Below are 21,194 nucleotides of genomic sequence, written 5' to 3'. Positions count from 1 at the left end.
CAGCCGTGCAGGCGCGGGGAGGCCCCTGCGCCACGCCATCTCATCGAGGTGCCGCAGCAGGCGATGCGCCGGAGTTGTGGTCCGTCGGCCTGACGCAGAACTCGTTGCCGTCCGGGTCTGCCAGCACGATGGTCGGCGCGCCCCACGGATGGGGCAGCTCTACAGGCACCGAGCGACACATCCGAGCGACTGCGCCGTCCTGAGCGACATCGAGTCGAGTGGCGCCTAGCGAGACCAGCTCGGCGACCGTCGCCTGCTGGTCGCCATCGGCCGGGACCAGTTCGAAGCGCTGCCGGTTCGGCTCGGTTTCCGGGGCCACCGGCGAGCCCGCCCATGCGATCTTGGTGCCGCCGCGTGGTGACTGGATCGCGGTCTCCTCGTCCTGGTCCCACACCAGCGGCCAGCCCAGCACGTTGCTCCAGAACAGGCCGACGTCTCGGGAGCCGTCGCAGGTGAGTTCACCGAGGAAGCCGCATCCGGCGAGGTAGGCGTTGCCAGGTTCGATCACGCAGAACGCGTAGCCCGCGGGATCGACCAGGACGACGGTGCCTGCGGTTCGCGCCGAGCTGACCAGCCCGGCCCGGAACGAACCGAAGAGCAAGCTGGGCGTCGTCGCCCGGCAGGAGCGCGCCGACGGCGTCCTCGAAGACCTCCCGGCCGAGCAGAGCCGACCAGAACTGGGCCGCACGAGCCGGGGTCGTCCGCCTCGACGGTCACTGCCAGCAGTCGCGAACGCATCACCAGACCTAGACACCGCCCCGGCAGGGCGACAAAGGCATCAACGCCTCTGGTGCGCGTACCGGAGGAGGGTTTGCTCTCCTCCGCGCAGCACCGCGCCGCGACAACGCACACGGCGGGCAGGCGGCAGTTTGTGACTGCCGGCCACCGGCCGCGACGACGCCCACCCCTCACGTCAGTTGGTGATCACCGGCCAGGCGTAGGCGAGCAGGGCGCACGCCGCACCCAGAAGCGCGAGCGAGACGCCCCGGGTGGGCAGGGGCAGGGCGGCGAGCACGATGAGAATGACGGCGACGATGTAGAGAAATGCCTGGATCGACATGGGACTCTCCTCGATCATGGGGATTGATGGCGGCTGACTGTAACCCCCGGAGAGCCACCGCGCTCAGTCGTATCATTTCGGCCGTGACCTCTGCGCTCGGGAACCTCTCTGCCCAGCAGCGGGCGTTGGTGGACCGGTGGCTGCCGAACGCGACCGTCGAGAGGGACCACAGCTGGGGCCTGACGACGACCACCGTCGTCGAGGTGACCCACGCCGGGAAACGATTCATCGTCAAGGCCGCCGGCGCTGACGACCACCACATCCAGCGGGAACTCCATGCCCACCTCACCTGGTTGCGCCCCTGGACCAGCAGGGGACGCGCGCCGACCCTGGTGCACGGCAGCGCGGACGCGAAGGTCCTCGTCACCCGGTACCTGCCCGGTGAGCTGGTGCTCGGCAGCACGCACGCCGACGACCCCGCCATCTTTCGGCAGGCGGGCGAGTTGCTGGCCTTGTTGCACGCGCAGAGTGTCGTCGTGGACGACGACTACGAGAGGCGCGAAAACGAGAAATCACTGGCGTGGCTCCGCCAACCACACCGGATCGCCGCGGCCACCGCGGAGCGCCTACGAGCCGAGATCGAGACCTGGGCAACCCCGCCCGCGACCCTGGTGCCCACCCATGGGGACTGGCAGCCCCGAAACTGGCTCGTCCACCACGACGTCGTGGGCATCATCGACTTCGGCCGTGCGGCCATGCGTCCCGCGTCCACGGATTTCGCCCGGCTCGCCGTGCAGGACTTCAACCGCAACCCGGACCTCGAAACGGCGTTCCTCGACGGGTACGGGCCCGATCCGCGCGATGCGGGAGCGTGGCACCGCGACCGGGTCCGTGCGGCGATAGCCACGGCCGTCTGGGCCCACCGGGTGGGCGACGAACCGTTCGAAGCACAGGGCCATCGAATGATCGCGGAGGCGCTCTCGTCCTCCCGAGCATGACGACAACCCTTGCTGTCCCTGCCGCACCAGCGGTGATCGGGCAGCATGGTCGTCATGAGTTCGGTTGTCATGCTCCGGCGCTACCCGCTCAAGAGCGCTCAAGGCGAGGCCCTCACCGCCGTCGCGGTCGAGCCCACCGGCCTGCGCGGCGATCGGACGTGGGCCTGCATCGACCGTCTGGACGGGACGGTGGGCAGCGCGAAACATCCACGGCGATGGGGTCGCCTGTGCGATGTCGCCGCCACGACACACGTCGTCGGCGCGGAGACGACGGTGACGCTGGACGTCGACGGCACGTCGCTGCGAGCCGGCAGCGCTGCGGCAGATGCCGCACTGAGCAGGCACCTGGGCCGCCCGGTGCGGCTGAGTCGGGAGCTGCCGCCTGACGCGCGGCTGCACCGGACGCTGCCCGACGAGGTCGGCATGGTGCCGGACTGGATGAGCGGCACCCGGCCCGGTCAGGAGACCATCACGACGATCGCGGGCGCCGAACGGGTCGGCCGGTTCGTCGACTTCGGCGCCGTTCACATCGTGACCACCGGTGCGCTGGATCTGCTGGGCGAGCGCATCGGAGGCGCCAGTGTGGCCGCGGCGCGCTTTCGACCGAACCTGGTCATCGACGCACCCGGTGACCCGGAACCGGGGCAGGAGCTACGTCTGGGCGACGTCGTGCTCCGCGTTGCCCTGCCCACCCCGAGGTGCGTCATTCCCGGGCTGCCCCAGGCCGGCCTGCCGGCGGACCGCTCGGTGCTGAGCGCCCTGGCTCGGCACTACCGCATCCCGGTCGCCGGGCTCGGGCATGCGGCCTGCTTCGGGACGTACGCGGATGTTGTCCAACCAGGCCGGCTCAACCTGGGGCAGCGCGTCCGCTAGGCCCCCGTTCGAGCCGTGGACGGCCGGTGGCCTCCGTGGGACGCGAGCAGCGCCTCTGCCACGATCTCGGCGTCGGCCTCTGCGACGTCGGCCGGATACTCCGGCAGCAGGTCGTCCCAGACGGGCAGCCACGACCCGAACAACTGGGCCTGCCCTTCCGGCCGGGCGAAGAACCAGATGTGCAGGTGGGCGCCACCATCGCCGATGCGATACAGGTGTGCCCGCGAGATGTGCGGCAGCGCCTGCATGTGGCGAACGATGCGGGTGCCCAACAGCCCCAGTTCGGCGGCCAGCTCGTCCGGCAGGTCCGCCATGTCGTAGTGGTCGCGTGGATGCAGCATGAGCACCAGCGGGACGCCCACGCCCGAGATCTGGACCAGCCGCCAGTGGTCGTTCCACCAGATGCCCTTGTCCCGGTCGCGGCACGCGTCACAGTCCGACGGATCCTCACCGTGGCGCGCGGGCTCCGGGAGCACCGGCGGGCGCAGGGGCGTTACGCGCAACCCGTCCGGCTCGAACGGACTGATCTCCCAGGCCGTCATCCGTGCCAACGGCAGCCGACGCTCGCTGTCCGCGGCGGCGATCGCGTGGTCGTAGAACTCGTCCGGTCGCAAAGCCATGCGGCGAAGACTAGCCCGGGAGAATCGGCGTGATCAACAGCGTCTCGGGACGGTCACGACGCGCGCCACCCTCCACCGTTACGCCCGACGGTCGTGTGCTTCCGCCAAGGACCTGATGTGCGCTGCCCGCTGCCTCAGCAGACGTCGCAGATACGGCGCGACCAGCGCCCGCGCGGCCACCGCTCCCAGCGGCCCCCAGGGTGCGCTCATCGTCACGCGGTCGGTCATCCGCGTCCCACCGCCGTCGAGACCTTCGAAGAGGTGCTCGTGACGGAAAGCGCTGAAGGGACCCCGTGTCTGCTCGTCAACGAAACGGTGGGGCCGTTCGTGGACGGTGATCCGGCTGGTCATGCACCAGCGCAGACCCAGATGGCGAGCGCGGAAGGTGACCTCGTCTCCGAGCGTGAGTCGACGACGTCCGGTGCTGGTGGTGGCCGTCTCCTGGCTGCCGCGCAGGGACGCGGCGTGCACGTCCACATCGAGTTCCAGGTCGAACACCACGTCCGGGGCAGCGTTGATGACAGACACGATCTCGATCAGCGCCGGCACGTCAGCAGCCTAGAGCAGCCTGGTGAGCGCCCCCGCCCGGCTGCTCATGCCGCCCGGCCGGCGGCATGAGCACGCACACGTGCGTCACCTATCCCTGGAAGAGGGAGCGGTACCGGTCGAGGTACAGGGGCCACCCGGCTTCGTCCTCGACGCCGTCCCGAACCGATTCCCAGCCAGGCCCGTGCCGGTCGAGATGCCGGTGCTCCAACTCGACCCTCGTCTGACTCGGAGTCTCGACCACGAAGGTGACCTCAACCTCGCTGGTCCGGCCCAAGTCGGTTTCGAGCTGCCAGGTCGGTCCGATATCCCAACTGAAGACGACCCGCGTCGGCGGCTCGAAGGCGAGAATGCGCGCCCACCGGCATTCGCTGCCGTCGACGCCCCGGTCGTAGATGTGCCCGCCGACCCTGGGCTCGAACACGGTTTCCGCGATCGGGGCCTCAAGCAGGTTGTGCTCGCGGGGCTTGAAGTCACCGAACCGCTCGGTGAACACGGTGAAGGCCTGCTCGATCGGTGCGTTGACGACGATCTGTCGGCGGACCACCGACGTAGCTGCTTGCGTCATGAGCTCTCCTCGGTCTCTTCAACGGCATCCTGATAGCCCTCCAGCGCCCGGCGCCAGAACGTGTCGAGCTGGTCCCGCAGAGCGGCCAGGCCAACCGGGCTGAGCCGGTAGACGCGGCGGGTCCCCACGGCCTGGTCGACGACCAGGCCGGCGCTCTTGAGCACCTTGAGGTGCTGCGACACGGCCGGCCGGCTGATCGGCAGCTCGTCTGCCAGCTCCCCCACGGCGCGGGGCCCCTCGGCGAGGCGTTGAACGATGGCGAGCCTGCTGGGATCGCCCAGCGCTTCCCAACCCGGATGCGTTCGGTAAGTCGCCACGAACGTAAGCTACGACTTACGATTGCCGTGGTCAAGGGGAACCGCTGAACGATCACCCGTCGCCGCCTTCGCGACCCGCTACGGCGTCCCGACCGAGCCGGGCAACGTCCATTCAGGGCTGGGCGCAAACCGGCCTTAAGGATCGGAACGGTCTGCGACGATGTGAACGCCACAAAGGGCATGGCTTGGCAGTGCGTGGCGGCAGGACCAAAGTTCTGCTGCACCCCGACGGTCGACACGGGAAGCACTCGCTTCTCAGGGGTGACCTGGCCTACTTCGCAGCCGGCGTTGGTGACGATGGACGGCGACGAGCCCGGCCAGCGGTGAGGAGCACCGATGACCCGCAGTGAAAGGCACCGCCCACAGATCGTCGTCGGGCTGGTGGCGACCCCGCCGGATTACCCGGCCCGGGTGGCCGCGCGGCTCACCACCGAACTGGCCAGCGGGCTTGCCGAGCGGGTGAACGCGGACGTGCGCTGGACTGTCCGGGAAGGCTGGGGCGAGGTGGCGCCGCGCCGCGACGGCGGCGTTGAGGCGCTGCTCGACGATCTTGCCCAACGGCGTGCCGACGATCAGTGGGACGTCGCGATCTGCCTGACCGACCTACCGCTGCACGCCGAGCGGGTGCCGCTGGTCGCGCAGACCTCCGCGCGGCGCCGAGCCGCGGTGGTGTCCCTGCCCGCGCTGGGACTGCACCAGCTACGAGCAGCCCGCGCGGCCGTTCCAGATCTGGTGAGCCGGCTGCTGAGCGATGCTTCAGACCACCGGGTGCCGCGGGCCGGCTGGGCACCGACCGAGATGGCAAGCAGGGTTCCCGTCATCCACCGGATGATCGGCGAGGCCGACGCCGGGGAACGAAGCTACGTCGCCTCGCGGTTCATCGGCCGGGTGCGGCTGTTGACCGGCATGGTCCGAGCCAACCGCCCGGGGCGAGCCCTGCTGGGCCTGTCCAAGCTGCTGGTCGGCGCGTTCGGCACGGCCGCGTTCGCGCTCACCACGGACACCATCTGGCAGATGGGCGATGCCCTCGGAGGACTCCGGCTAGCCATGATCATGTTACTCGGGCTGTCGGCGTTGGTGGCCTGGCTGATCGTCGCGCACGACCTGTGGGAGAAACCAACCCGCGAGACACCGGGTGAGCTGTCACGGCTGTTCAACCTGGGTACGATCCTCACCCTCACTCTGGCCACGGCGCTGTCCTACGTGGTGTTGTTCGTGGGGACGGTGCTCGTCGGGGCACTGCTGATCGACACATCCGTGCTGGAACAGACCTTGCAGCGGCCAGTCAACGTCACCGACTATCTGAGGCTCGCCTGGATCACCAGCTCGCTGGCCACCGTCGGCGGCGCGATCGGCTCCGGGCTGGAGAACGAGGAAACGGTCCGGGCTGCCGCTTACGGCTACCATCCCGAACCGGATGGCTGGCGGGACGAGCAGGACGGGCAACCCCGCAGGAGGTAGGTGGGCGCGTGCTCCATCAAGCGACGCAGAACTCGTTGCCCTCGGGGTCGAGCATGACGACGTGCCCGAGGACATCGCCGTACCACTCCTCGCGGACCACCGTCGCGCCGGCGGCAACCAGATCGGGCACCTTCTGTCGAATCAACAGGGCGCGCACGGCCATGTCACCGGCGCCCGGTCCGGCGACCCGAATATCGATGTGCATGCGATTCTTGGCAGACTTACTCTCGGGCACCTTGAGAAACGCAATGGCGGGACCCTGGCCGTCCGGGTCGACGATGGACGCGTTGTCGGGCTCGTCAAAACCGGGTTCCTTGACATAGCCGAGGACCGACGCCCAGAAAGCAGCGATCCGCTGGGGATCGTCGGCATCAACTCCCAAGGTCCAAAGAGTGGCCATCGCGCCAACGTACCCTGTTGCTCGCAGCAGGCACGGCCAGCGCAGTCCGACCAGTCGGAACGAACCTAGCGGGTGGTGGCGCGGGCGGCGGTGTCGATGAGGTCTGCGACCGGGCCGGGCTGAGAGACCGCCACGGCGTGGGACGCCTCGATCTCGACCGTCGTGGAGCCGGCCCGCTTGGCCAGGAAGCGCTGCAGGTCCGGGGGAACCCCCATGTCCTGGGTGGTGATCAGGGTCCAGGATGGGATCGTCTTCCAGGCGGCCCTGGTCACGCTCTCCGTCTGGGCGGCCTCGGTGGGCGGCCGCTGCGTCACTGCCATCAGCTCAGCGGTGTCGGGGTCGACGTCGGCGGCGAACACCGCAGGGAACTTCTCCTGATAGATGTACTGCTCCATGGACGTGCCACCCTCGTCGAGGGGGTACGGCACCATCTTGACGGAAGTGAGGAGCGCGCTTCCCGGGAACTTGGTGACCAAGTCGGCCACGCTCTCGCCGACGTCCGGGCTCACGCTGGCGACGTACACCAGAGCCTTGACGTTGGAGGCACCATCCGCAGCCTCGGTCATCACTGATCCGCCGTATGAGTGAGCGGCCATCACGACCGGGCCGGACACGCTGTCTACGACAGATCGAACGTATGCAGCGTCCTTCTGCACACCGCGGAGCGGGTTCGCGACAGCGATAACCGGATAACCTCGACTCTTGAGGTGAGCGATCACCCCATTCCAGCTCGACGAGTCCGCGAATGCGCCGTGAACGAGCACGATGGTGGGCATCCCTGCGTCCTGGGCGGACATGTCAGAAGCAGCGTTCATCGCGGCATTCCTTTCGAGAGAATCCGCCATCCGCCGGACGCGTTGGCGCAGACCGGACGGCGAGGACGTTTCGACAGGGCGATTCGCTGAGGGCCGCCGTACCGGCCCCCAATGTCGGCTGTGGGAACGGTGCAGCACCCAGTATCCAAGGCCCCTCAGACCTCTGTCAGCGAGATCTGGAATGCCAGCTGCACAACTCGACGACGCCCGGGCGAGCGCTTGGTTGCACCGTCACCGGCCATATGTCTCCAGCAGCCGTAGCCAAACCTCGCTGACGGTCGGGTAAGCCGGAACCGCGTGCCACAGCCGGTCCAGCGGAACCTCGCCGACGACGGCGATCGTCGCGGCATGGATCAGTTCCGCGACATCCGGGCCGGCGAGGGTGAAGCCGACGATCACCTTTCGATCCTCGTCGACGACCATCCGGGCGTGCCCCTTGTAGCCATCGGCGTGCAGGGAAGATCCGGCGACGGAGCCCAGGTCGTAATCCACCACCCGGATCCGGCGTCCGGCCGCCGTGGCCGCAGCCGCGGTCAGCCCGACCGACGCGACCTCCGGGTCGGTGAAGATCACCTGCGGCACCGCACGCTCATCAGCCGTCACCGCGTGGCGGCCCCACTGGCCGTCCTCGATTTTCTCACCCCTCGCCCGGGCCACGATCACGTCGCCCGCCGCGCGCGCCTGGTACTTGCCCTGATGGGTCAGCAGCACCCGCCGGTTCACATCACCGGCGGCGTACAACCATCCCCCGCCGCCGACGACGCGCAGCGTGTCGTCGACCCGCAGCCAGGCACCCGGCGCCAGCCCAACGCGCTCCAGTCCGATGTCCTGGGTGTTCGGGGTACGACCAACTGCCACCAGCACCTCGTCGGCGTCAACCAGTTGGCCGTCGGCGGTCGTGACGTGGACGGTGCCGCCGGCGTCGCGGCTGACGGAAACGGCTTCCGCGCCGAGGCGCACCGACACGCCAGCCTCGCGCAGCGACTCCGCGACCAACTCCCCCGCGAACGGCTCTGCCGACGGCAGCACACCGTCACGGGCCAGCACCGTCACCGAAGATCCCAGAGCGGCGAAGGCGGTCGCCATCTCGGCCGCCACCACACCACCACCGATGATCGCGAGCCGGCGGGGCACCGAGGCTGCCGAGGCGGCATCGCGACTGGACCACGGCGCCGCCTCCCGCAGACCTGGGATATCCGGCAGCAGAGCGCTACTTCCGGTCGCGACGACCACCGCGTGCCGCGCGGTCAGCGTGACGGTGACGCCGTCGACCCCGGTCACCGGGACGACCCGGGCCGAACGGATTCGCCCCTGCCCGCGGTGCAGCGCGATCCCCGCCGACTCAAGCCAGGACACCTGCCCGTCGTCCTTCCAGTGCGACGCGAAGGAGTCCCGGCGCCCGAGCACCGCCGCAACGTCCAGGGTCCCCGTCACCGCCTCCCGCGCACCCGGCAGTTGGCGAGCCGCCCGCAACGCGGACGCGCTACGCAGCAACGCCTTTGTCGGCATACAGGCCCAGTACGAGCACTCCCCACCGACCAACTCCCGCTCGACGATGGCGGCGGTCAGGCCGCCCTGCACGACCCGGTCGGCGACGTTCTCCCCGACCGGACCGGCACCGATCACGATGACGTCGTATTCGATGGCGGTCATGTCAGTTGCCGCCCTTGACGGCACGGCCGAGGCGGATGGCTGCGATGAGGAAGAAGATGGCGCCCGGGATGGCGTAGCCGGCCGCGTTGGTCAGCGACGGGTCAGCCGCGGACGCACTGGCGATGAAGGACCCACCAGCCAGAACCGAGATACCGCCACTGATGATCATCGGCCACTGGCCGCCCATCTTCCGACGAGTGACACCCACGATCAGCTGGACCAGTCCGGCCACGATCGCCCAGGCGCCCCACACCCGCAGGACGGCGGGGATGCCGGACGCGCTGGCGACGCCCACGCCGACGGCGGTGATCAGGCTGACCGCGATGTTCACGTACAGGAGGGTCGGCGAGGCGGCGGTCCGCGCCGAACGAAGGTCGTAGATGGCGGCGCCCACGTCGAACAGCGGGTAGAGCACGAAAAGTGCCACCGTGAGCGGGCCGATCTCCTTGGCGGTGGCGATCGTCACGAGTGCCCACACGATGGCGAACGCGAAGCGGGTGAAATACAGCCGTCGCAACGCGGAAGCGGGCTGGGAGATACCGGGGGAGGCAATGGCGGTCACGGTGACCCTTTCGGCGGAGGCTTGACGAGAACGAACGTTCTGTCGTGGCCCAAGCATGACAAGCCCCGGCGCGACTGTCAAGACAGACCGTTCTACCCACCACGCGGTGCCAGGACCGCCACCGCAGATCTTTCACCGCGCGTGGCGTCAGACCGAACGTTCTATCGCTAAGATGGTTGGATGCTCCGCACCGAACCCGGCACCCGGCCTTCTGAGGCGCGACTCCGGCTCCTCACCACGGCAACCAGGATCTTCTACGCCGAGGGCATCCACGCCGTAGGCGTTGACCGGATCATTGCTGAGGCGAAAGTGACCCGGGCCACCTTCTACCGGCACTTCCCCAGCAAGGACGACCTCATTCTGGCGTACCTGCAGGAGATCCACCGCATGGAGCGCGGCACGGTCGAGGCGGCCATCGCCGCCGACTCCTCGCCGGTCGACCGCCTCCTGGCCGTTGCTGGCTCCATCGCTGGAAACATCCAGTCCCCCGGGTTCCGCGGATGCGCCTTCCTGAACGCGGCGGCCGAGTATCCCGACACCGACCATCCGGTGCACCAGGAGATCATCGCTCACCGGCAATGGTTCCTGGAGACGCTCACCACGCTGATGGCGCAGGTCCACGAGGAAACGGCGGCTGCCGCCGCACGCCACTTCGTCATGCTCCGCGACGGCGCCATGGCAGCCGGATGCCTTTTCGACCCCGCGTTGGTGTCCGAGACCTTCCTCAGCGGGATCGAAGGACTGCTCCGGATCAACACCGAGCGCCAGCCAGCCGAGTCCACCCCCTAGCAGGGCCGCGCGGTCATGCCTCGGAGTCACGCTCGCCGGATGCCTCTCGCCCGATCGGCGAGGCGGAACCCTCCAGCGGTCGTCCCCGGCTCCGCAAGCCGTCGAGTAGCGCGACAAGGGCCAGCACTGCGGCCACCACGCACAACCCGACCATCGGTGCCCAGCGGGCCAATGCCGGCGTGAACAGCAGCAGGGCCAGCAAGCCGGTCACCCGGGAAGGCGAGACCCGGCCAAAGATCTCGTACTCCAGCCGCATACGGGCGACAAGGAAGAGCATCGGACCGCTCACCACGAACAGAAGCCAACTGGGCCGCGGCGGCCCGAACGGATTGTCGATCACCAGCTCGTAGCCGACCGAGGTGACGAGCACGCTGAACACGATCAGCAGATGCGTCCGTTCCGACCTCGCGCCCAGCCTGCCGGGCATGGCCGACCGATCCAACGCCTCGGCCAGCAGCAGACCAGCGCGGTGGAAGTAGATCCGCCAGAGCAGCGCGCTGATGGCGAACGCGACCGCGAAGGCGGCTGCCCGCACCGCGGAGTAGTCCGTACCGCTGAAGACCACGCCGATGACCAGGATCGACTCACCGAGTGCGATGAGAAACATCTGCTGGTAACGGTCGGCGAGATGCGTCCCAGCGATCCGCCAAGCGCCCACCTCCGAGGCCCCGAGCCACGGCAGCGGCCAGCCCAGGGTCCAGGCGAGGTAGTCGACAGCGAGGGCGGCAGCCCACAGCGGCAGGCGAAGTCGATCCGGCCCCAACGCGCCGGCCAGCCACAGCGGCGCGCTCGCCGAAGCCCACACCGCGAGCCGAAACGGCACCAGTCGTCGCGGGTGGCCACGCAGCGCGGCCGCGATCACCAGCGGCCGCACCACCATCACCATCAGGTACGCGACCGCGAACGGCAGCGCCCGCTCCTCCATGGCCCGGGGCAACGCCACCGCCATGACCAGGCCGGCGAACATGGTGCCGACCACGACGGCCTGGATGATCGGTTGCTCTGGTTCGTAGCGACTGGTGATCCAGGCAGTGTGCGACCAGATCAACCAGAGGGCCAAGAAGAGCAGCAGCGTACGACCGAACCCCTCGACGAGGGCCCAGCCGGTGTCATCGCTCAGGCCGGCGAATCGTTGCGAGACCCGGGTGAGGGCCACAACGAAGGCCAGATCGAAGAAGAGCTCCAGGAAGGTCGCGCGGCCCGAACTCGTCGGAGGGCGAAGCAGTTCGGCGCCGCGTTCCGCCGCCATCGTCCGCCCCCGTCCTCCCCTTGTCGCACCAACGATCCGGTCGACAGAAGAGTTGCGTCAGCTCGGGACGACGATCGTCGAACTTCTCGACACCGGCTCGCCGGGTGTTCATCGGGTTCAGCCGAGGAATCGGTGATGCGGGTGGCTAGCGGGACATGAACCCGTCGAGGGCTCAACCGCTCGGTGGCACTTCCGGCGCCACTCCCAGAAGGCGATGTCGTGGTCCACGAACGTCCTGGCTGATGAGGCCGGCGGCTAGGTGCGTCGCAGCGACGTACTGACCGATGGCGTGAGCATGGCCCGCAACCTCAATCTATGGCTCACCTCGGATGGCCCGGCGGTAACCGTCGAGCGCCTGCCCGGAACGGCGGCGTTCCACCCAGCGGGAGTGTCGGCCCGCCTGTTCACCCTCGCCCACCGGCAGGTCGGCCGGTATCGAGCCAACATTCCGGATCCGATTCACCCAGCGCGCGTGCGGCGATTAGCGGCGGGCGGGCGTGCTGACATCCAGACGTAGCCTGGTCACCCGGATCAGGCGGTCGGTTGCCGCTGTTTGACGAGGTGGACGCTGCCATCCGGGGTGACGTCAGCGTAGGTGAGGGCGTAGCCGGCGCGTTCGTACATCTTGATGTTGCGCGTGCTGCGGTGGCCAGTGAAAAGCTCGTAGTGCGCCGTTCCCTCGGGGGCCTGCTGTTCGGCGTACGAGAGAAGCCAGGAACCGATGCCGTTTCCGGCCTGGTCGGGAGCCACCATGAGGCGACCGATCAGCCACCCACGGCCGCGTGTCTGGGCTCGGACCGCTGCGACGAGGCGTCCGTGTCGACGTACGCACCACAGCTGCCATGTCGACGTCGATTCGCGCAGTTCGTCGAGGGTTTCCCGCAGCGGCGACAGGTCGAGCGTGTCGTTCGCGAGGGCCTCCTGCACCCAGCAGCACCGCTGGAGGACAAGCAGCTCGGCCAGGTCGTCAGGCTGGGCGATGGTCAGCCGTAGTCCTTCGACCGGCCCGGGCAGGCTGGTGACGTCACTGTCCGGTTCGGTGCGCAGGGGCCGCATCGCCGAGGCCACCCGGGTCAGCTCAAGCAGCATCCTGCGAGCCGTGTCGTCGAGTCCCGCGGACCGGAGGACCTGCCCGTCCTGGGTGCTGTCGGCGATGCGGAGGGCGACGGTGGCGCCGATGGGCATCATCTTCAAGGTGGTGACGACCTGCTTCGTCATCTGCACCGACCGGGTGCCGGCCGAGGTGTTGCCGTAGCTGACGAATCCCACCGGCTTCCACGCCCACTCGTGGTACAGGAAGTCCAGAGCGTTCTTCAACACCGCTGGCATGCCGTAGTTGTACTCGGGTGTCACCACCACGAATGCGTCAGCTGCGGCAACCCGCCGGCTCCATGCACGAGTGTGCTCGTGGACGTAGATGCCGCTGGAGGGATGCTCGGGCTCGTCGAGCAGCGGCAGCCCGATGTCGGCCAGGTCCGCGATGTCGAGAGTGGTCCCGCCCGCCGCGGCTGTCGGAAGGGTTGCCTGGACGAACCAGTCGGCGATCGCTGGTCCCAGCCGTCCGGGGCGGGTGCTTGCGACGATGACCAGGACGTTCAGTCGGGCAGTCTGTGCGTTTGATGACATGTCATCGACCTTAACCGAGTTTTCGATGACGTGTCAACGAGGTGTAGTGTGACCACGTGGACACCGCCTGGTTGAGCGAGGATGAGGAACACGCCTGGCGCGCTTTCCGGCGCCTGCTGACAACGCTGCCGGCACGGCTCAACCGGGACCTGGCCCGCGACTCAGGACTGTCACCGGCTGACTACGAGGTGCTGAGCACCCTGTCGGAGAAGCCGAACCGTCGGTGGGAGCTCAAGGACCTCGCCCACAAAATGGAGTGGTCGCGCAGCCGACTGTCCCACCACGCGGCCCGTATGCAGGCCCGCGGACTGATCGACAAGGAGCCCGACCCACAGGACGCGCGGGGCTGCATCCTGCACCTGACCGACGACGGCTTCAAGGTGCTGGATGAAGCCGCCCCGCACCACGTCGTTTCCGTACGCGCCCGCTTCCTCGATCATCTAAGTCCCGACGAGCTCGCATTGCTGCGCAAGCTCTCGACCCGGATCGCCGACCTGCCTGACTGACGGCCGCACGGACTCGTTAGTCGGTGGCGATCTGCTCGACGGATTGCGCGGCGATGGCGAGCAGTGCGGGATCCCCGGAGCGGGTGTACGTGTCACTTACGGCATCAACGAACTTGATCGCGTGCGCGTCTCCGGTGTCTGTTGCGCGGCGCATGACCTCATCGAGGCTCAGGTCGGTGCCAGCGGGCGGGGCGCGCCGCGCCTCGGCAGGGGCGTAAGCCGCGGTAACGGCAGCTGTTGCCGCCCAGGCGGCGGCAAGGCTCGGCGCCCAGAGCGTTTGCGGTAGAGCCGGCAAGGCACGCAGGACCGCGTTCGGCGCGGTGGCGGCGTGGACGAGCATGACAGGGCTCGCGTACCCATGGGTGCCGTGCCGGACCACCGCGGCGTCGACGATGCCCGCGAGCCGTGTTGGAACGTCGTCACTGTCGTTTCCGGGCACCGCACCGGCTACTGAAGGCCACTGGGTCAGGTCGGCCAGTTGAGCGAGGCGGGCTCGGATGCCGGACCGCTGGTCGGGTACCCGGGGTACCGCGTCGAGCGCGGAGCGGGCGTCGGTTGTCGGGTATGGCCCGGCGCCGGGTCGTGCGAGGGGCTGCCACCGGGCGGCCCAGTAGGCCAGCCCCTGACCGAGTTCGGCGACGCGCGGCTGGGTCTCCTCGTCTAGCAAGGCCCGCATGGCGTGCCCGACCCGGATGACGCCGTGAGTCGCGCCGGCGGCTATGCCAGGCAGCAGGCGCGGCCACCACCGGACCAGCACCTCCCGCCAAGGTTCGCCGGCCAACTCGCGGTCGAAATAGTTCAGCCAGTCTCCGGTACGAACCGGGTCGCCGAGCGGGTCACGCCACTCATCACCTGGGATGGGTCGAATACCCCGTGGCCGCTCTTCCAGCCTGTCCGCGTAGCCGTCAATCCATCGGTGCACTGCCTGCTCGTGGCCGCGGTGGACCAGGGCCTCGACCGCCATGGGGGCGTGGTTGGACAGCCAACCGTTGCGCTCCGGGCCAGTGTGGCGCACCCGTTCGTATGCCTCGTCGAGGATGGAACTCGTCATGCAGTGAAGTCTTCAAACTGAAGTCCGGTTGAAGTCAAGCGATAGTTGACCGGGGTGGCGAGGTCGAGTCCCGCTGTTCGCCGCACCCCGCCACTCAGCAGAGAAGAGACCAATGCGTAACGACTGGACCACCCTGCCGGAGAGTGTCACGGCACGCATCGCCGAACGGGTCGACGGAGCCTTCGATGTCGTCCCGGCTTCCAGCGGCAACCATGCTGAGATCGCCTCAACAGTCACCGGACCAGCCGGACATATCTTCGTCAAGGCAGCCTCCGGCGAGTTCAGTGTTCGGTCTCTGCGCTACGAACTGGCGGCAACCCGGACCATCGACCGGCACCCGCCCGCAGTCCTGTGGCAGTTCGAATCCGATGGCTGGCTGGTGGTGGGGACCGAGCACCTTGCCGGTCCCCACCCCGACCTGTCCCCCGGCAGCCCGGACCTGGATCTGTTCCTAGCCACGCTGAAAGCACTTCAAGAGACGGCGGCGCCCGGCGAGAGCTGGTTCACTCCAGCAGCCCGTCTCGGGTTCACGCACCCCGCGATGGACGGCGAAACACTCATCCATTCCGACCTCAACCCGGCCAACCTGATCGTGACGCCGCTCGGCCTACGAATCGTCGACTGGGCGTGGGCAACCAAGGCCGCCGCATGGGTCGAACTCGCGTTGCTCGTCCCCTGGCTGATCGGCAGCGGCCACAGCGCCGAACAGGCAGAACAATGGCTCACCCAGCTTCCCGCATGGACCGCGACTGACCGTCAGGTCCTGGACGACTTCGCGTCAAGGAATGCAACGAAGTGGGACGCCAAGTCCCGGCAGAGCAGCGAGGCCTGGGTGCACGACCTCGCAACGTGGACCTGCGAGTGGGCGGACCACCGGACCGTCGGCCACCAGTCAGCGGATCAGCCATGACCCGGGGGCACCCTCTCGTGACGCGGGTACCGGCTCCTGACCTGCACGCACGAACGGTGGGCGATGCTGGTATCGAACCAGCGACCGCTTCGGTGCGAACTCTCGGCAAGGAGGTCGGATCGGACTTGATGCGAGGTCAGACAGCCTGCTGACGCACTTCTTGGCTTGGTTCGGCTGGCACGGGTGCTGCACTTCGCTGCTGAACTGCTGGCGTCAGACGAGGCGCTGGATCCGCACCTTCGGGTGCACGTTTCTGAGGTGTCCTTGCTTGTGTTGGCGGACCTGTTCGTCCCAGACCTCCTGGTCGTAGTCCGCGTCCGGCGGGATCCACCTGTGAGAGCCGTCGCTGTAGTGGAACTTCTCGTCACCGGGCCGCAGGATGCTCACCGAAGCCAGCCGAGGAAGCGTCTGTGCAGCGCACCCGCCGGCACCCAGGTCAGGTCCTCGGAGGCCCGCACCAGCTGGGCACCTAGGTAGAGAGCCAGAGAGATCGGAGCGTCGTCAAACTCGGCGCGTAGCTCGCGCTGCCGCGTGCGGCAGGGCCAGGGCGCATCGCAGCCGCCACAGCTCCAGATCGGCAGCACCGGGCCGTGCGTGGTCATGCGCGGCCTCCGAGCAGCGCTGCCGTCATCGACCGCGCCTGCCGGCTGGTCGCCCAGTTCACCTGCCAGCACGGGTACGGCGTGAGCCGCGACCACCACGCCCGGCAACCGGTGCAAAGGCCGTCGTTAGCGAGCAGGTGTACGACCAGGATTTGCCGCTCAGCCTCGTTGCTCACTGTTCCTCCTCGGCGGGCCAGTGCCCCCGTTTGATCGGGATGCGCTGTCGGCTGCGACAGGGCAGCTCCGCCCCACAGCGGCAGATCCAGCTCCACTTCCGCCACGACCAGGCCGGGCGGTGTCGCCGTGCCAGGGTCATCGCGACGGCGATCAGGTACTGGTCGTAGGTCACTCGTCGCCATGGTGGTGTCCTGTCCCGCATCGCTGGCTCCCTCCACCGGGCAGCACTCCACGGCCGACCCCGAAACGACGGGGCCGGATCTGGAACGTTCGGTAACTGCGACGCTACGATCACGACGGCGGCGGATGGACTCACCCGTAGTACGAGTGAGCAGGCCAGATGAGCTGCCGCAGCATTGGTTTCACGGCGGAACGTCGACCACGGGTCAACGTAGGGATGACGCATGAGAGGTCCCGGACGATCAGCACCGCATCGCGGCGAGGTGACCGGCTACCTGTTCAAGCTGATCCGGGAGTCCATCCCGCTCACCCAGGAGCAGCTCGCCGTCGCCCTGGACGTCGATCGCGTGACCGTGCAGAGCTGGGAATCCGGGCGCCGGCCATTCACCGCGGTACCGCTCGGGCAGGCGATCGCCGTCCGACGCCGGCTCGGACGGCTCGGTGCAAACACACTCCTGCTCGCAGCACTTGACGACGCTGCCGAGGCGGATCTCATCCTCGCCGCCGTCCTCAACGAACATGTGGGCCGCTGCGACATCGCCGAACAGCCGCTGGGCTGGTCCGTACTCACCCACCGTCTGACCGACTTGATCCTCTGGGCCGTCCTCGGGCAGACACCGACCTTCGCCAGAGGCCTACCCATCGCCCATCCCCGGCGGGGTCCAGTCGCGTCCGGGCCGACCCTGCCCGTCGACGAGCAACGTGCGTTCTTCGCTCACCTTCACGTGCTCGCCGATCGCGCCGCAGCCGGACGGCATCGGAACGTGCTGCTGCACCGGCAAGCCTGCTTCCTTGCCGGCATGGACCCCACCAAGGCAGCAGCAGGTTGGCTCACCCAGAGCACCGCCCGAGCACGCCGCACGACCACCTTTCGCACCTGGTCACCGCTGTGGCCCGACGCCCGCTCCGTCGTCACATCCCTCGCTAACCAGGGCGACCCGGAACCGTTACGAGACTTCATCGCTCGCGCACATCCCGATGATGCCTGCGAGCGAGCGGCTCTCAACTACTCGGCCTACTGGGTGGGCGAGATCCCGTACCGCCACCGCGACGACTCCTTCATGCCCGAAGCGCTCGCTGAATGGCATGGCTCAGTCCTTCTTCGACACCTGGTCCATCGCCTCGAACCAGGGCATCCCTTCGTCGACCTCAACATCCACAACGTCTGGGCTCTGCTGGCCGCACGACGCGGTCTCGCTCTCGACAACCCCGCCGCGACTCGGGCGCTCCTCGACCGCAGTGTCCCGCTCCTGGACAGTGACCGGATCTCCGCCCAGTCGCGGCAGGAACTAACCTCTATCGTCTACAGCCTGCGGGCGGACGGACTCACCGGCACAGGGACGGGCAGATGACCGACGATCACGACGCCGCCGGAGCGATGAACTTCATCTTCGAAGCTGGCGTCCTCAAACGCGCCGCCCGGACCGGATGGTGGTTCGCCGGCGTCAAGCAACCCGAGTCCATCGCCGAGCACTCCTTCCGAACGGCGCTCATCGGAATGATGCTCGCCGCCATGGAGGGCGCGGACCCGGCCCGGGTGTCGATGCTGTGCGTCCTGCACGACACCCAGGAAACCCGGATCACCGACATCCCGCACATCGCCAAGCGCTATCTCACCGCCGTACCCAACACTGCCGTCACCGCCGACCAGGTCGCCGCCTGTCCACCGGCCGTTGCCCAAGCCATCACCGCCGCCGTCGCCGAATACGAAGCTCGCGAAACACTAGAAGCTGTCGTCGCTCGTGACGCTGACAAGCTGGAATGCCTCGTCCAAGCCGTCGAGTACCGCCACCAAGGCGTCGACAACGTGCAGCGCTGGATCGACAGCTCACGAGCCGCTCTGAAGACCGCCAGCGCCCACCGCCTTGCCGACGCCGCCCTCAGCGGACAACCTCTGGCCTGGCTCGCTCCCCCGCCGCAGGAGTAAGCGTTCAACACTTGGCGTTTGATTGATCAACGGTGAGGGCGCAGTCGATCAAGCGGACGACTTGGAGGGTGCATAGCCCCAGCTTGGGAAAGTGAACGATCTGCACTCTCGGTTCTCGCGACAGGTCCCTGACCGGGCAGGGGTTGCTACCCGGCGTCGCAGGAAATCCGGTCAGCAGTCCCCGTACTGACCTTGCTGACTCGGCACGCAGGCAGCCCTCCGCGTCCAGGGTTGTAACGCTCGATCCAGTCTGCTCCTTCGGATGTCATCCGTGATTTGCGTCGGTGCCCTGCTGACGGAGGCGGACCCGGTGGAAGCCACGTCGGACAGCCACGACAACCGCCAGCACCCCGCTGGTGATCACACTGATGATGGCCAGACCGAACGCCGCCAAGCTGCCGAGAGCCGTGCCGCGCGCACCGTAGAACCGTGGTGGATCGCCGATCGAGAGGGTCGGTGCTGGGCCGACCCCGGATGTCCTGCAGCTCACTTCGTATCTACCGGCCGGGCCGGCGGACAGCGTGAGAAGGCCGCGCCACCGTTCGTTGTCGACGTTGAGTTCGACATTCTCGGAAAGCAGGTGGACCTCATGAGACTCAAGAACCTCCTGACCATCCACCGGTGACTTATCACATTTGATGTCCGGGACGCTCTGGCCGGTCTCCTTGACCCACACCATCTTCTCGTCTGCCGGCGACAGGTGCACCGTGACCACCTGATTTGGTGTAAGGCGCTGTCCCAGGTCACCCCCGGAGCGGAGAACGAACAGCATCACGCCGGCCGCTGCCAACACGCCGCCGACGGCGACCAGTGCCGCGATGGTGAACCAGATGCGGCGCGGCCGTAGTCCCACTGGAGTGATGACCGGAGAGAGAGTCATGGCGACATGATGCAAGGTGATCATGCGCAACACCAGTACACGAGTGGCTAGGACCGGGCCATGCATGTCGTCGAAAGTGGTCAGTCTTCTGACCCAGCGCGGGCCGAATCGAATCCACGACTTCTGCGTCCCGAAGGAACGATCAGGCGGGCCCGACCAGCGACGGCAGGCAGTCGGACGTGCCGAACGATTAGTCACCGGTCTCCTGCACGCATCGGGCACGCGACAGAGGCCCTTGCCCAGCTGATCTAATCTCGCGTCATGACGCGTGCACGCCGCCAGGGGCCATTGGCGCTCGTGGGCTGGACGCTCTGGCTCGCAGCGGGCGTCGGGCTGTTGCTCCGCTGGAATGGCGTAGGAGTTTGGCTGCTTACGGGCGCAGCCCTGCTCGCTCAACAGTGGTCACGTAGTTTCAGCCGTCCTGAGGTGGGCCCGGCCCAGAAGGAGCCACAATCGGCAGAGAAGGCACTCGGCTGATGGCGTCAGTGATCAGGCTTTAACCGTGGTTACCCGTCGCCGACCGCGACATCGGGCACGTAACGGGCACGCTCCCGCGCCAGGCTGCTGGCCTCGTCCCGCCCCGTTGCTGTCGACAGCAACGGGGCCACCACCGCTTAACGCTGGTCGGCCGTCGGCGCTTGCTGCCCGTTGAACTCCCGAAGGAGCCGGCAGAGGTTCGAATTGGCCCGCTTGTGGTCGTCATCGCTGACAACGCGGTCCCCGGTGGCACCGTCGCCGAAGGTCTCCATCAAACGACGGGCCGCCAACGTGTTGCCGCTACCACCTACCGTCGCACTGTGGCAGCTTGGATTGGTCTATTGGGCGCTCTCGCCGGCGCCGGTATGGCGTTGTTGGGCCAGTACCTACTCCGCCGTTCGGACACCAGGGAACGGGCCAGAGCGGCGCTTCTCGATCATTGTGCCGCGGTGGTGGCGCTCTCCGAAGACTATCGAAACCGCGTATGGGAAGAACGCCACCTTGATGCCGCCGGCGCGGTTGCAGCTTGGGATCTCCACCAGTATCGCCTAGCTGAAGCCCGTCTGCGGATCCTCTGCCCCGATCGACGCCTTGCCGCCGCTGTCGTTGCGTTGGATGCTGCTGGAAAGCAGCTGGGCAGGGCGTGGCGATTGCCAGGCCGGAAGGATGATCTTGTCGATGCGGCCTGGAGAGCACACCGCGAATCGGTGGACCGCTTCATCCAAGCCGCAGGGAAGGCCATCGGCCGATGATCGCCAGGATCAATAGTTTGAACGGCCCCCGAGCACTCGCCCGAGCGGCTGGCTCGTCGGTGGTCACCGGCTCGGTGCAGTGAGGGGCAGCAGGGAGCTTCAACTTTCTGGCAGGCTGCGGTGGTGGCCATTAGCTCGGGCAAGGTTGTGCGCATCACCGCAGCAGTGCTCGTCGTGACGCTAACTGGTGCCTGCGGAACAGGTCGCCGAGACGCCGTAGCCGAATCTCCACAAGAGGCGACATCGTCCGCGTCA

At 67.8% G+C, this 21,194-nt stretch carries 26 protein-coding genes; 9 read left to right on the top strand and 17 right to left on the bottom strand.

The window, feature by feature from the left end; translation table 11 throughout:
- Positions 1–40 precede the first annotated feature (40 nt).
- Together HNR22_RS28145 and HNR22_RS28140 are read right to left on the bottom strand one after the other, a co-directional pair.
- Entirely contained in the window at positions 41–601 is a 561-nt protein-coding gene (locus tag HNR22_RS28145; RefSeq protein WP_246381012.1) for a VOC family protein, read from the bottom strand.
- A gap of 312 nt (positions 602–913) precedes the next feature.
- Positions 914–1,060, bottom strand: coding sequence for a hypothetical protein (locus tag HNR22_RS28140; protein ID WP_172861983.1), 147 nt, complete (start codon positions 1,058–1,060; stop codon positions 914–916).
- Positions 1,061–1,143: 83 nt separating this feature from the next.
- Here HNR22_RS28140 and HNR22_RS28135 point away from each other — a divergent pair, with 83 nt between their 5' ends.
- Together HNR22_RS28135 and HNR22_RS28130 are read left to right on the top strand one after the other, a co-directional pair.
- Positions 1,144–1,998: a phosphotransferase gene (locus tag HNR22_RS28135; RefSeq protein WP_218906763.1), complete on the top strand. Its 855-nt coding sequence runs from the start codon at positions 1,144–1,146 to the stop codon at positions 1,996–1,998.
- A gap of 54 nt (positions 1,999–2,052) precedes the next feature.
- Positions 2,053–2,871, top strand: a complete 819-nt coding sequence (locus tag HNR22_RS28130) for an MOSC domain-containing protein (RefSeq protein WP_179782893.1) — start codon at positions 2,053–2,055, stop codon at positions 2,869–2,871.
- Here HNR22_RS28130 and HNR22_RS28125 read toward each other — a convergent pair.
- From HNR22_RS28125 to HNR22_RS28110, 4 genes are all read right to left on the bottom strand, one after another.
- A complete protein-coding gene (locus tag HNR22_RS28125; RefSeq protein ID WP_179782892.1) occupies positions 2,868–3,491 on the bottom strand; it encodes an HIT family protein in 624 nt (207 codons plus the stop codon). The two genes, HNR22_RS28130 and HNR22_RS28125, sit on opposite strands and share 4 nt — an antisense overlap.
- A 78-nt stretch (positions 3,492–3,569) precedes the next feature.
- On the bottom strand, positions 3,570–4,040 hold the full coding sequence (locus tag HNR22_RS28120) for an SRPBCC family protein (RefSeq protein WP_179782891.1): 471 nt from the start codon (positions 4,038–4,040) through the stop codon (positions 3,570–3,572).
- A gap of 88 nt (positions 4,041–4,128) precedes the next feature.
- The gene (locus HNR22_RS28115; protein WP_179782890.1) at positions 4,129–4,605 is read right to left on the bottom strand and encodes an SRPBCC family protein; all 477 of its coding nucleotides are present in this window, start codon (positions 4,603–4,605) and stop codon (positions 4,129–4,131) included.
- The gene (locus tag HNR22_RS28110; protein ID WP_179782889.1) at positions 4,602–4,922 is read right to left on the bottom strand and encodes a metalloregulator ArsR/SmtB family transcription factor; all 321 of its coding nucleotides are present in this window, start codon (positions 4,920–4,922) and stop codon (positions 4,602–4,604) included. The genes HNR22_RS28115 and HNR22_RS28110 overlap by 4 nt, the downstream gene beginning before the upstream one ends.
- A 336-nt stretch (positions 4,923–5,258) precedes the next feature.
- Between HNR22_RS28110 and HNR22_RS28105 the strand changes: the two genes are divergently transcribed.
- Entirely contained in the window at positions 5,259–6,383 is a 1,125-nt protein-coding gene (locus HNR22_RS28105; RefSeq protein WP_179782888.1) for a hypothetical protein, read from the top strand.
- 16 nt (positions 6,384–6,399) lie between these two features.
- Here HNR22_RS28105 and HNR22_RS28100 read toward each other — a convergent pair whose 3' ends face one another.
- From HNR22_RS28100 to HNR22_RS28085, 4 genes are all read right to left on the bottom strand, one after another.
- Entirely contained in the window at positions 6,400–6,783 is a 384-nt protein-coding gene (locus HNR22_RS28100; protein WP_179782887.1) for a VOC family protein, read from the bottom strand.
- Positions 6,784–6,848: 65 nt separating this feature from the next.
- Complete coding sequence (locus HNR22_RS28095) at positions 6,849–7,559, bottom strand: alpha/beta fold hydrolase (protein ID WP_218906761.1); 711 nt, start codon at positions 7,557–7,559, stop codon at positions 6,849–6,851.
- Between the two features lie 270 nt (positions 7,560–7,829).
- Positions 7,830–9,251 carry a dihydrolipoyl dehydrogenase family protein gene (locus HNR22_RS28090; protein WP_179782886.1) on the bottom strand — a complete coding sequence of 474 codons (1,422 nt, stop codon included), beginning with the start codon at positions 9,249–9,251 and terminating at the stop codon, positions 7,830–7,832.
- Between the two features lies 1 nt (position 9,252).
- Positions 9,253–9,813: a hypothetical protein gene (locus HNR22_RS28085; protein ID WP_179782885.1), complete on the bottom strand. Its 561-nt coding sequence runs from the start codon at positions 9,811–9,813 to the stop codon at positions 9,253–9,255.
- A gap of 180 nt (positions 9,814–9,993) precedes the next feature.
- Here HNR22_RS28085 and HNR22_RS28080 point away from each other — a divergent pair, with 180 nt between their 5' ends.
- Complete coding sequence (locus tag HNR22_RS28080) at positions 9,994–10,602, top strand: TetR/AcrR family transcriptional regulator (protein ID WP_179782884.1); 609 nt, start codon at positions 9,994–9,996, stop codon at positions 10,600–10,602.
- Between the two features lie 13 nt (positions 10,603–10,615).
- Here HNR22_RS28080 and HNR22_RS28075 read toward each other — a convergent pair whose 3' ends face one another.
- Positions 10,616–11,851, bottom strand: coding sequence for a low temperature requirement protein A (locus HNR22_RS28075; protein ID WP_179782883.1), 1,236 nt, complete (start codon positions 11,849–11,851; stop codon positions 10,616–10,618).
- 531 nt (positions 11,852–12,382) lie between these two features.
- Positions 12,383–13,477 carry a bifunctional NAD(P)H-dependent oxidoreductase/GNAT family N-acetyltransferase gene (locus tag HNR22_RS28070; protein WP_179782882.1) on the bottom strand — a complete coding sequence of 365 codons (1,095 nt, stop codon included), beginning with the start codon at positions 13,475–13,477 and terminating at the stop codon, positions 12,383–12,385.
- Positions 13,478–13,533: 56 nt separating this feature from the next.
- On the opposite strand from HNR22_RS28070, the gene HNR22_RS28065 reads away from it, so the two are divergent.
- Positions 13,534–13,983 (top strand): MarR family transcriptional regulator, encoded by a 450-nt coding sequence (locus HNR22_RS28065; RefSeq protein ID WP_179782881.1) that lies wholly within the window; start codon positions 13,534–13,536, stop codon positions 13,981–13,983.
- 16 nt (positions 13,984–13,999) lie between these two features.
- Here the strand turns inward: HNR22_RS28065 and HNR22_RS28060 are convergent, their stop codons facing one another.
- Positions 14,000–15,034, bottom strand: a complete 1,035-nt coding sequence (locus tag HNR22_RS28060; protein WP_179782880.1) for a questin oxidase family protein — start codon at positions 15,032–15,034, stop codon at positions 14,000–14,002.
- A 112-nt stretch (positions 15,035–15,146) separates the two neighbouring features.
- Between HNR22_RS28060 and HNR22_RS28055 the strand changes: the two genes are divergently transcribed.
- Positions 15,147–15,944 (top strand): aminoglycoside phosphotransferase, encoded by a 798-nt coding sequence (locus HNR22_RS28055; protein ID WP_179782879.1) that lies wholly within the window; start codon positions 15,147–15,149, stop codon positions 15,942–15,944.
- A gap of 213 nt (positions 15,945–16,157) precedes the next feature.
- Here HNR22_RS28055 and HNR22_RS28050 read toward each other — a convergent pair whose 3' ends face one another.
- From HNR22_RS28050 to HNR22_RS28040, 3 genes are all read right to left on the bottom strand, one after another.
- The gene (locus HNR22_RS28050) at positions 16,158–16,331 is read right to left on the bottom strand and encodes a hypothetical protein (protein WP_179782878.1); all 174 of its coding nucleotides are present in this window, start codon (positions 16,329–16,331) and stop codon (positions 16,158–16,160) included.
- Positions 16,328–16,546 carry a hypothetical protein gene (locus HNR22_RS28045; RefSeq protein WP_088946984.1) on the bottom strand — a complete coding sequence of 73 codons (219 nt, stop codon included), beginning with the start codon at positions 16,544–16,546 and terminating at the stop codon, positions 16,328–16,330. Before HNR22_RS28045 ends, HNR22_RS28050 begins: the two co-directional genes overlap by 4 nt.
- Positions 16,547–16,718: 172 nt before the next feature.
- Positions 16,719–16,895 (bottom strand): hypothetical protein, encoded by a 177-nt coding sequence (locus HNR22_RS28040; protein WP_246382819.1) that lies wholly within the window; start codon positions 16,893–16,895, stop codon positions 16,719–16,721.
- Positions 16,896–17,127: 232 nt separating this feature from the next.
- Here HNR22_RS28040 and HNR22_RS28035 point away from each other — a divergent pair, with 232 nt between their 5' ends.
- Positions 17,128–18,255 carry a helix-turn-helix domain-containing protein gene (locus HNR22_RS28035; RefSeq protein ID WP_179782876.1) on the top strand — a complete coding sequence of 376 codons (1,128 nt, stop codon included), beginning with the start codon at positions 17,128–17,130 and terminating at the stop codon, positions 18,253–18,255.
- On the top strand, positions 18,252–18,830 hold the full coding sequence (locus HNR22_RS28030; protein WP_179782875.1) for an HD domain-containing protein: 579 nt from the start codon (positions 18,252–18,254) through the stop codon (positions 18,828–18,830). Before HNR22_RS28035 ends, HNR22_RS28030 begins: the two co-directional genes overlap by 4 nt.
- A 265-nt stretch (positions 18,831–19,095) precedes the next feature.
- Here the strand turns inward: HNR22_RS28030 and HNR22_RS28025 are convergent, their stop codons facing one another.
- Positions 19,096–19,710 (bottom strand): hypothetical protein, encoded by a 615-nt coding sequence (locus HNR22_RS28025; protein ID WP_179782874.1) that lies wholly within the window; start codon positions 19,708–19,710, stop codon positions 19,096–19,098.
- Positions 19,711–20,507: 797 nt separating this feature from the next.
- On the opposite strand from HNR22_RS28025, the gene HNR22_RS28020 reads away from it, so the two are divergent.
- Positions 20,508–20,939, top strand: coding sequence for a hypothetical protein (locus HNR22_RS28020; RefSeq protein ID WP_179782873.1), 432 nt, complete (start codon positions 20,508–20,510; stop codon positions 20,937–20,939).
- Positions 20,940–21,194 lie beyond the last annotated feature (255 nt).

The organism is Micromonospora jinlongensis (assembly GCF_013410645.1).
Taxonomy (GTDB): domain Bacteria; phylum Actinomycetota; class Actinomycetes; order Mycobacteriales; family Micromonosporaceae; genus Micromonospora; species Micromonospora zamorensis.
This window is presented reverse-complemented; position numbering and strand designations above follow the sequence as displayed.

What these genes read in the sequence shown, in the direction of transcription:
- HNR22_RS28080 (WP_179782884.1), top strand. Translation starts at nt 9,994, where the DNA reads ATGCTCCGCACCGAACCCGGCACCCGGCCTTCTGAGGCGCGACTCCGG.
- HNR22_RS28125 (WP_179782892.1), bottom strand. Translation starts at nt 3,491, where the DNA reads ATGGCTTTGCGACCGGACGAGTTCTACGACCACGCGATCGCCGCCGCG.
- HNR22_RS28055 (WP_179782879.1), top strand. Translation starts at nt 15,147, where the DNA reads ATGCGTAACGACTGGACCACCCTGCCGGAGAGTGTCACGGCACGCATC.
- HNR22_RS28075 (WP_179782883.1), bottom strand. Translation starts at nt 11,851, where the DNA reads ATGGCGGCGGAACGCGGCGCCGAACTGCTTCGCCCTCCGACGAGTTCG.
- HNR22_RS28030 (WP_179782875.1), top strand. Translation starts at nt 18,252, where the DNA reads ATGACCGACGATCACGACGCCGCCGGAGCGATGAACTTCATCTTCGAA.
- HNR22_RS28045 (WP_088946984.1), bottom strand. Translation starts at nt 16,546, where the DNA reads ATGACCACGCACGGCCCGGTGCTGCCGATCTGGAGCTGTGGCGGCTGC.
- HNR22_RS28095 (WP_218906761.1), bottom strand. Translation starts at nt 7,559, where the DNA reads ATGCCCACCATCGTGCTCGTTCACGGCGCATTCGCGGACTCGTCGAGC.
- HNR22_RS28035 (WP_179782876.1), top strand. Translation starts at nt 17,128, where the DNA reads ATGAGAGGTCCCGGACGATCAGCACCGCATCGCGGCGAGGTGACCGGC.
- HNR22_RS28060 (WP_179782880.1), bottom strand. Translation starts at nt 15,034, where the DNA reads ATGACGAGTTCCATCCTCGACGAGGCATACGAACGGGTGCGCCACACT.
- HNR22_RS28025 (WP_179782874.1), bottom strand. Translation starts at nt 19,710, where the DNA reads ATGACTCTCTCTCCGGTCATCACTCCAGTGGGACTACGGCCGCGCCGC.
- HNR22_RS28130 (WP_179782893.1), top strand. Translation starts at nt 2,053, where the DNA reads ATGAGTTCGGTTGTCATGCTCCGGCGCTACCCGCTCAAGAGCGCTCAA.
- HNR22_RS28100 (WP_179782887.1), bottom strand. Translation starts at nt 6,783, where the DNA reads ATGGCCACTCTTTGGACCTTGGGAGTTGATGCCGACGATCCCCAGCGG.
- HNR22_RS28140 (WP_172861983.1), bottom strand. Translation starts at nt 1,060, where the DNA reads ATGTCGATCCAGGCATTTCTCTACATCGTCGCCGTCATTCTCATCGTG.
- HNR22_RS28070 (WP_179782882.1), bottom strand. Translation starts at nt 13,477, where the DNA reads ATGTCATCAAACGCACAGACTGCCCGACTGAACGTCCTGGTCATCGTC.
- HNR22_RS28090 (WP_179782886.1), bottom strand. Translation starts at nt 9,251, where the DNA reads ATGACCGCCATCGAATACGACGTCATCGTGATCGGTGCCGGTCCGGTC.
- HNR22_RS28115 (WP_179782890.1), bottom strand. Translation starts at nt 4,605, where the DNA reads ATGACGCAAGCAGCTACGTCGGTGGTCCGCCGACAGATCGTCGTCAAC.
- HNR22_RS28105 (WP_179782888.1), top strand. Translation starts at nt 5,259, where the DNA reads ATGACCCGCAGTGAAAGGCACCGCCCACAGATCGTCGTCGGGCTGGTG.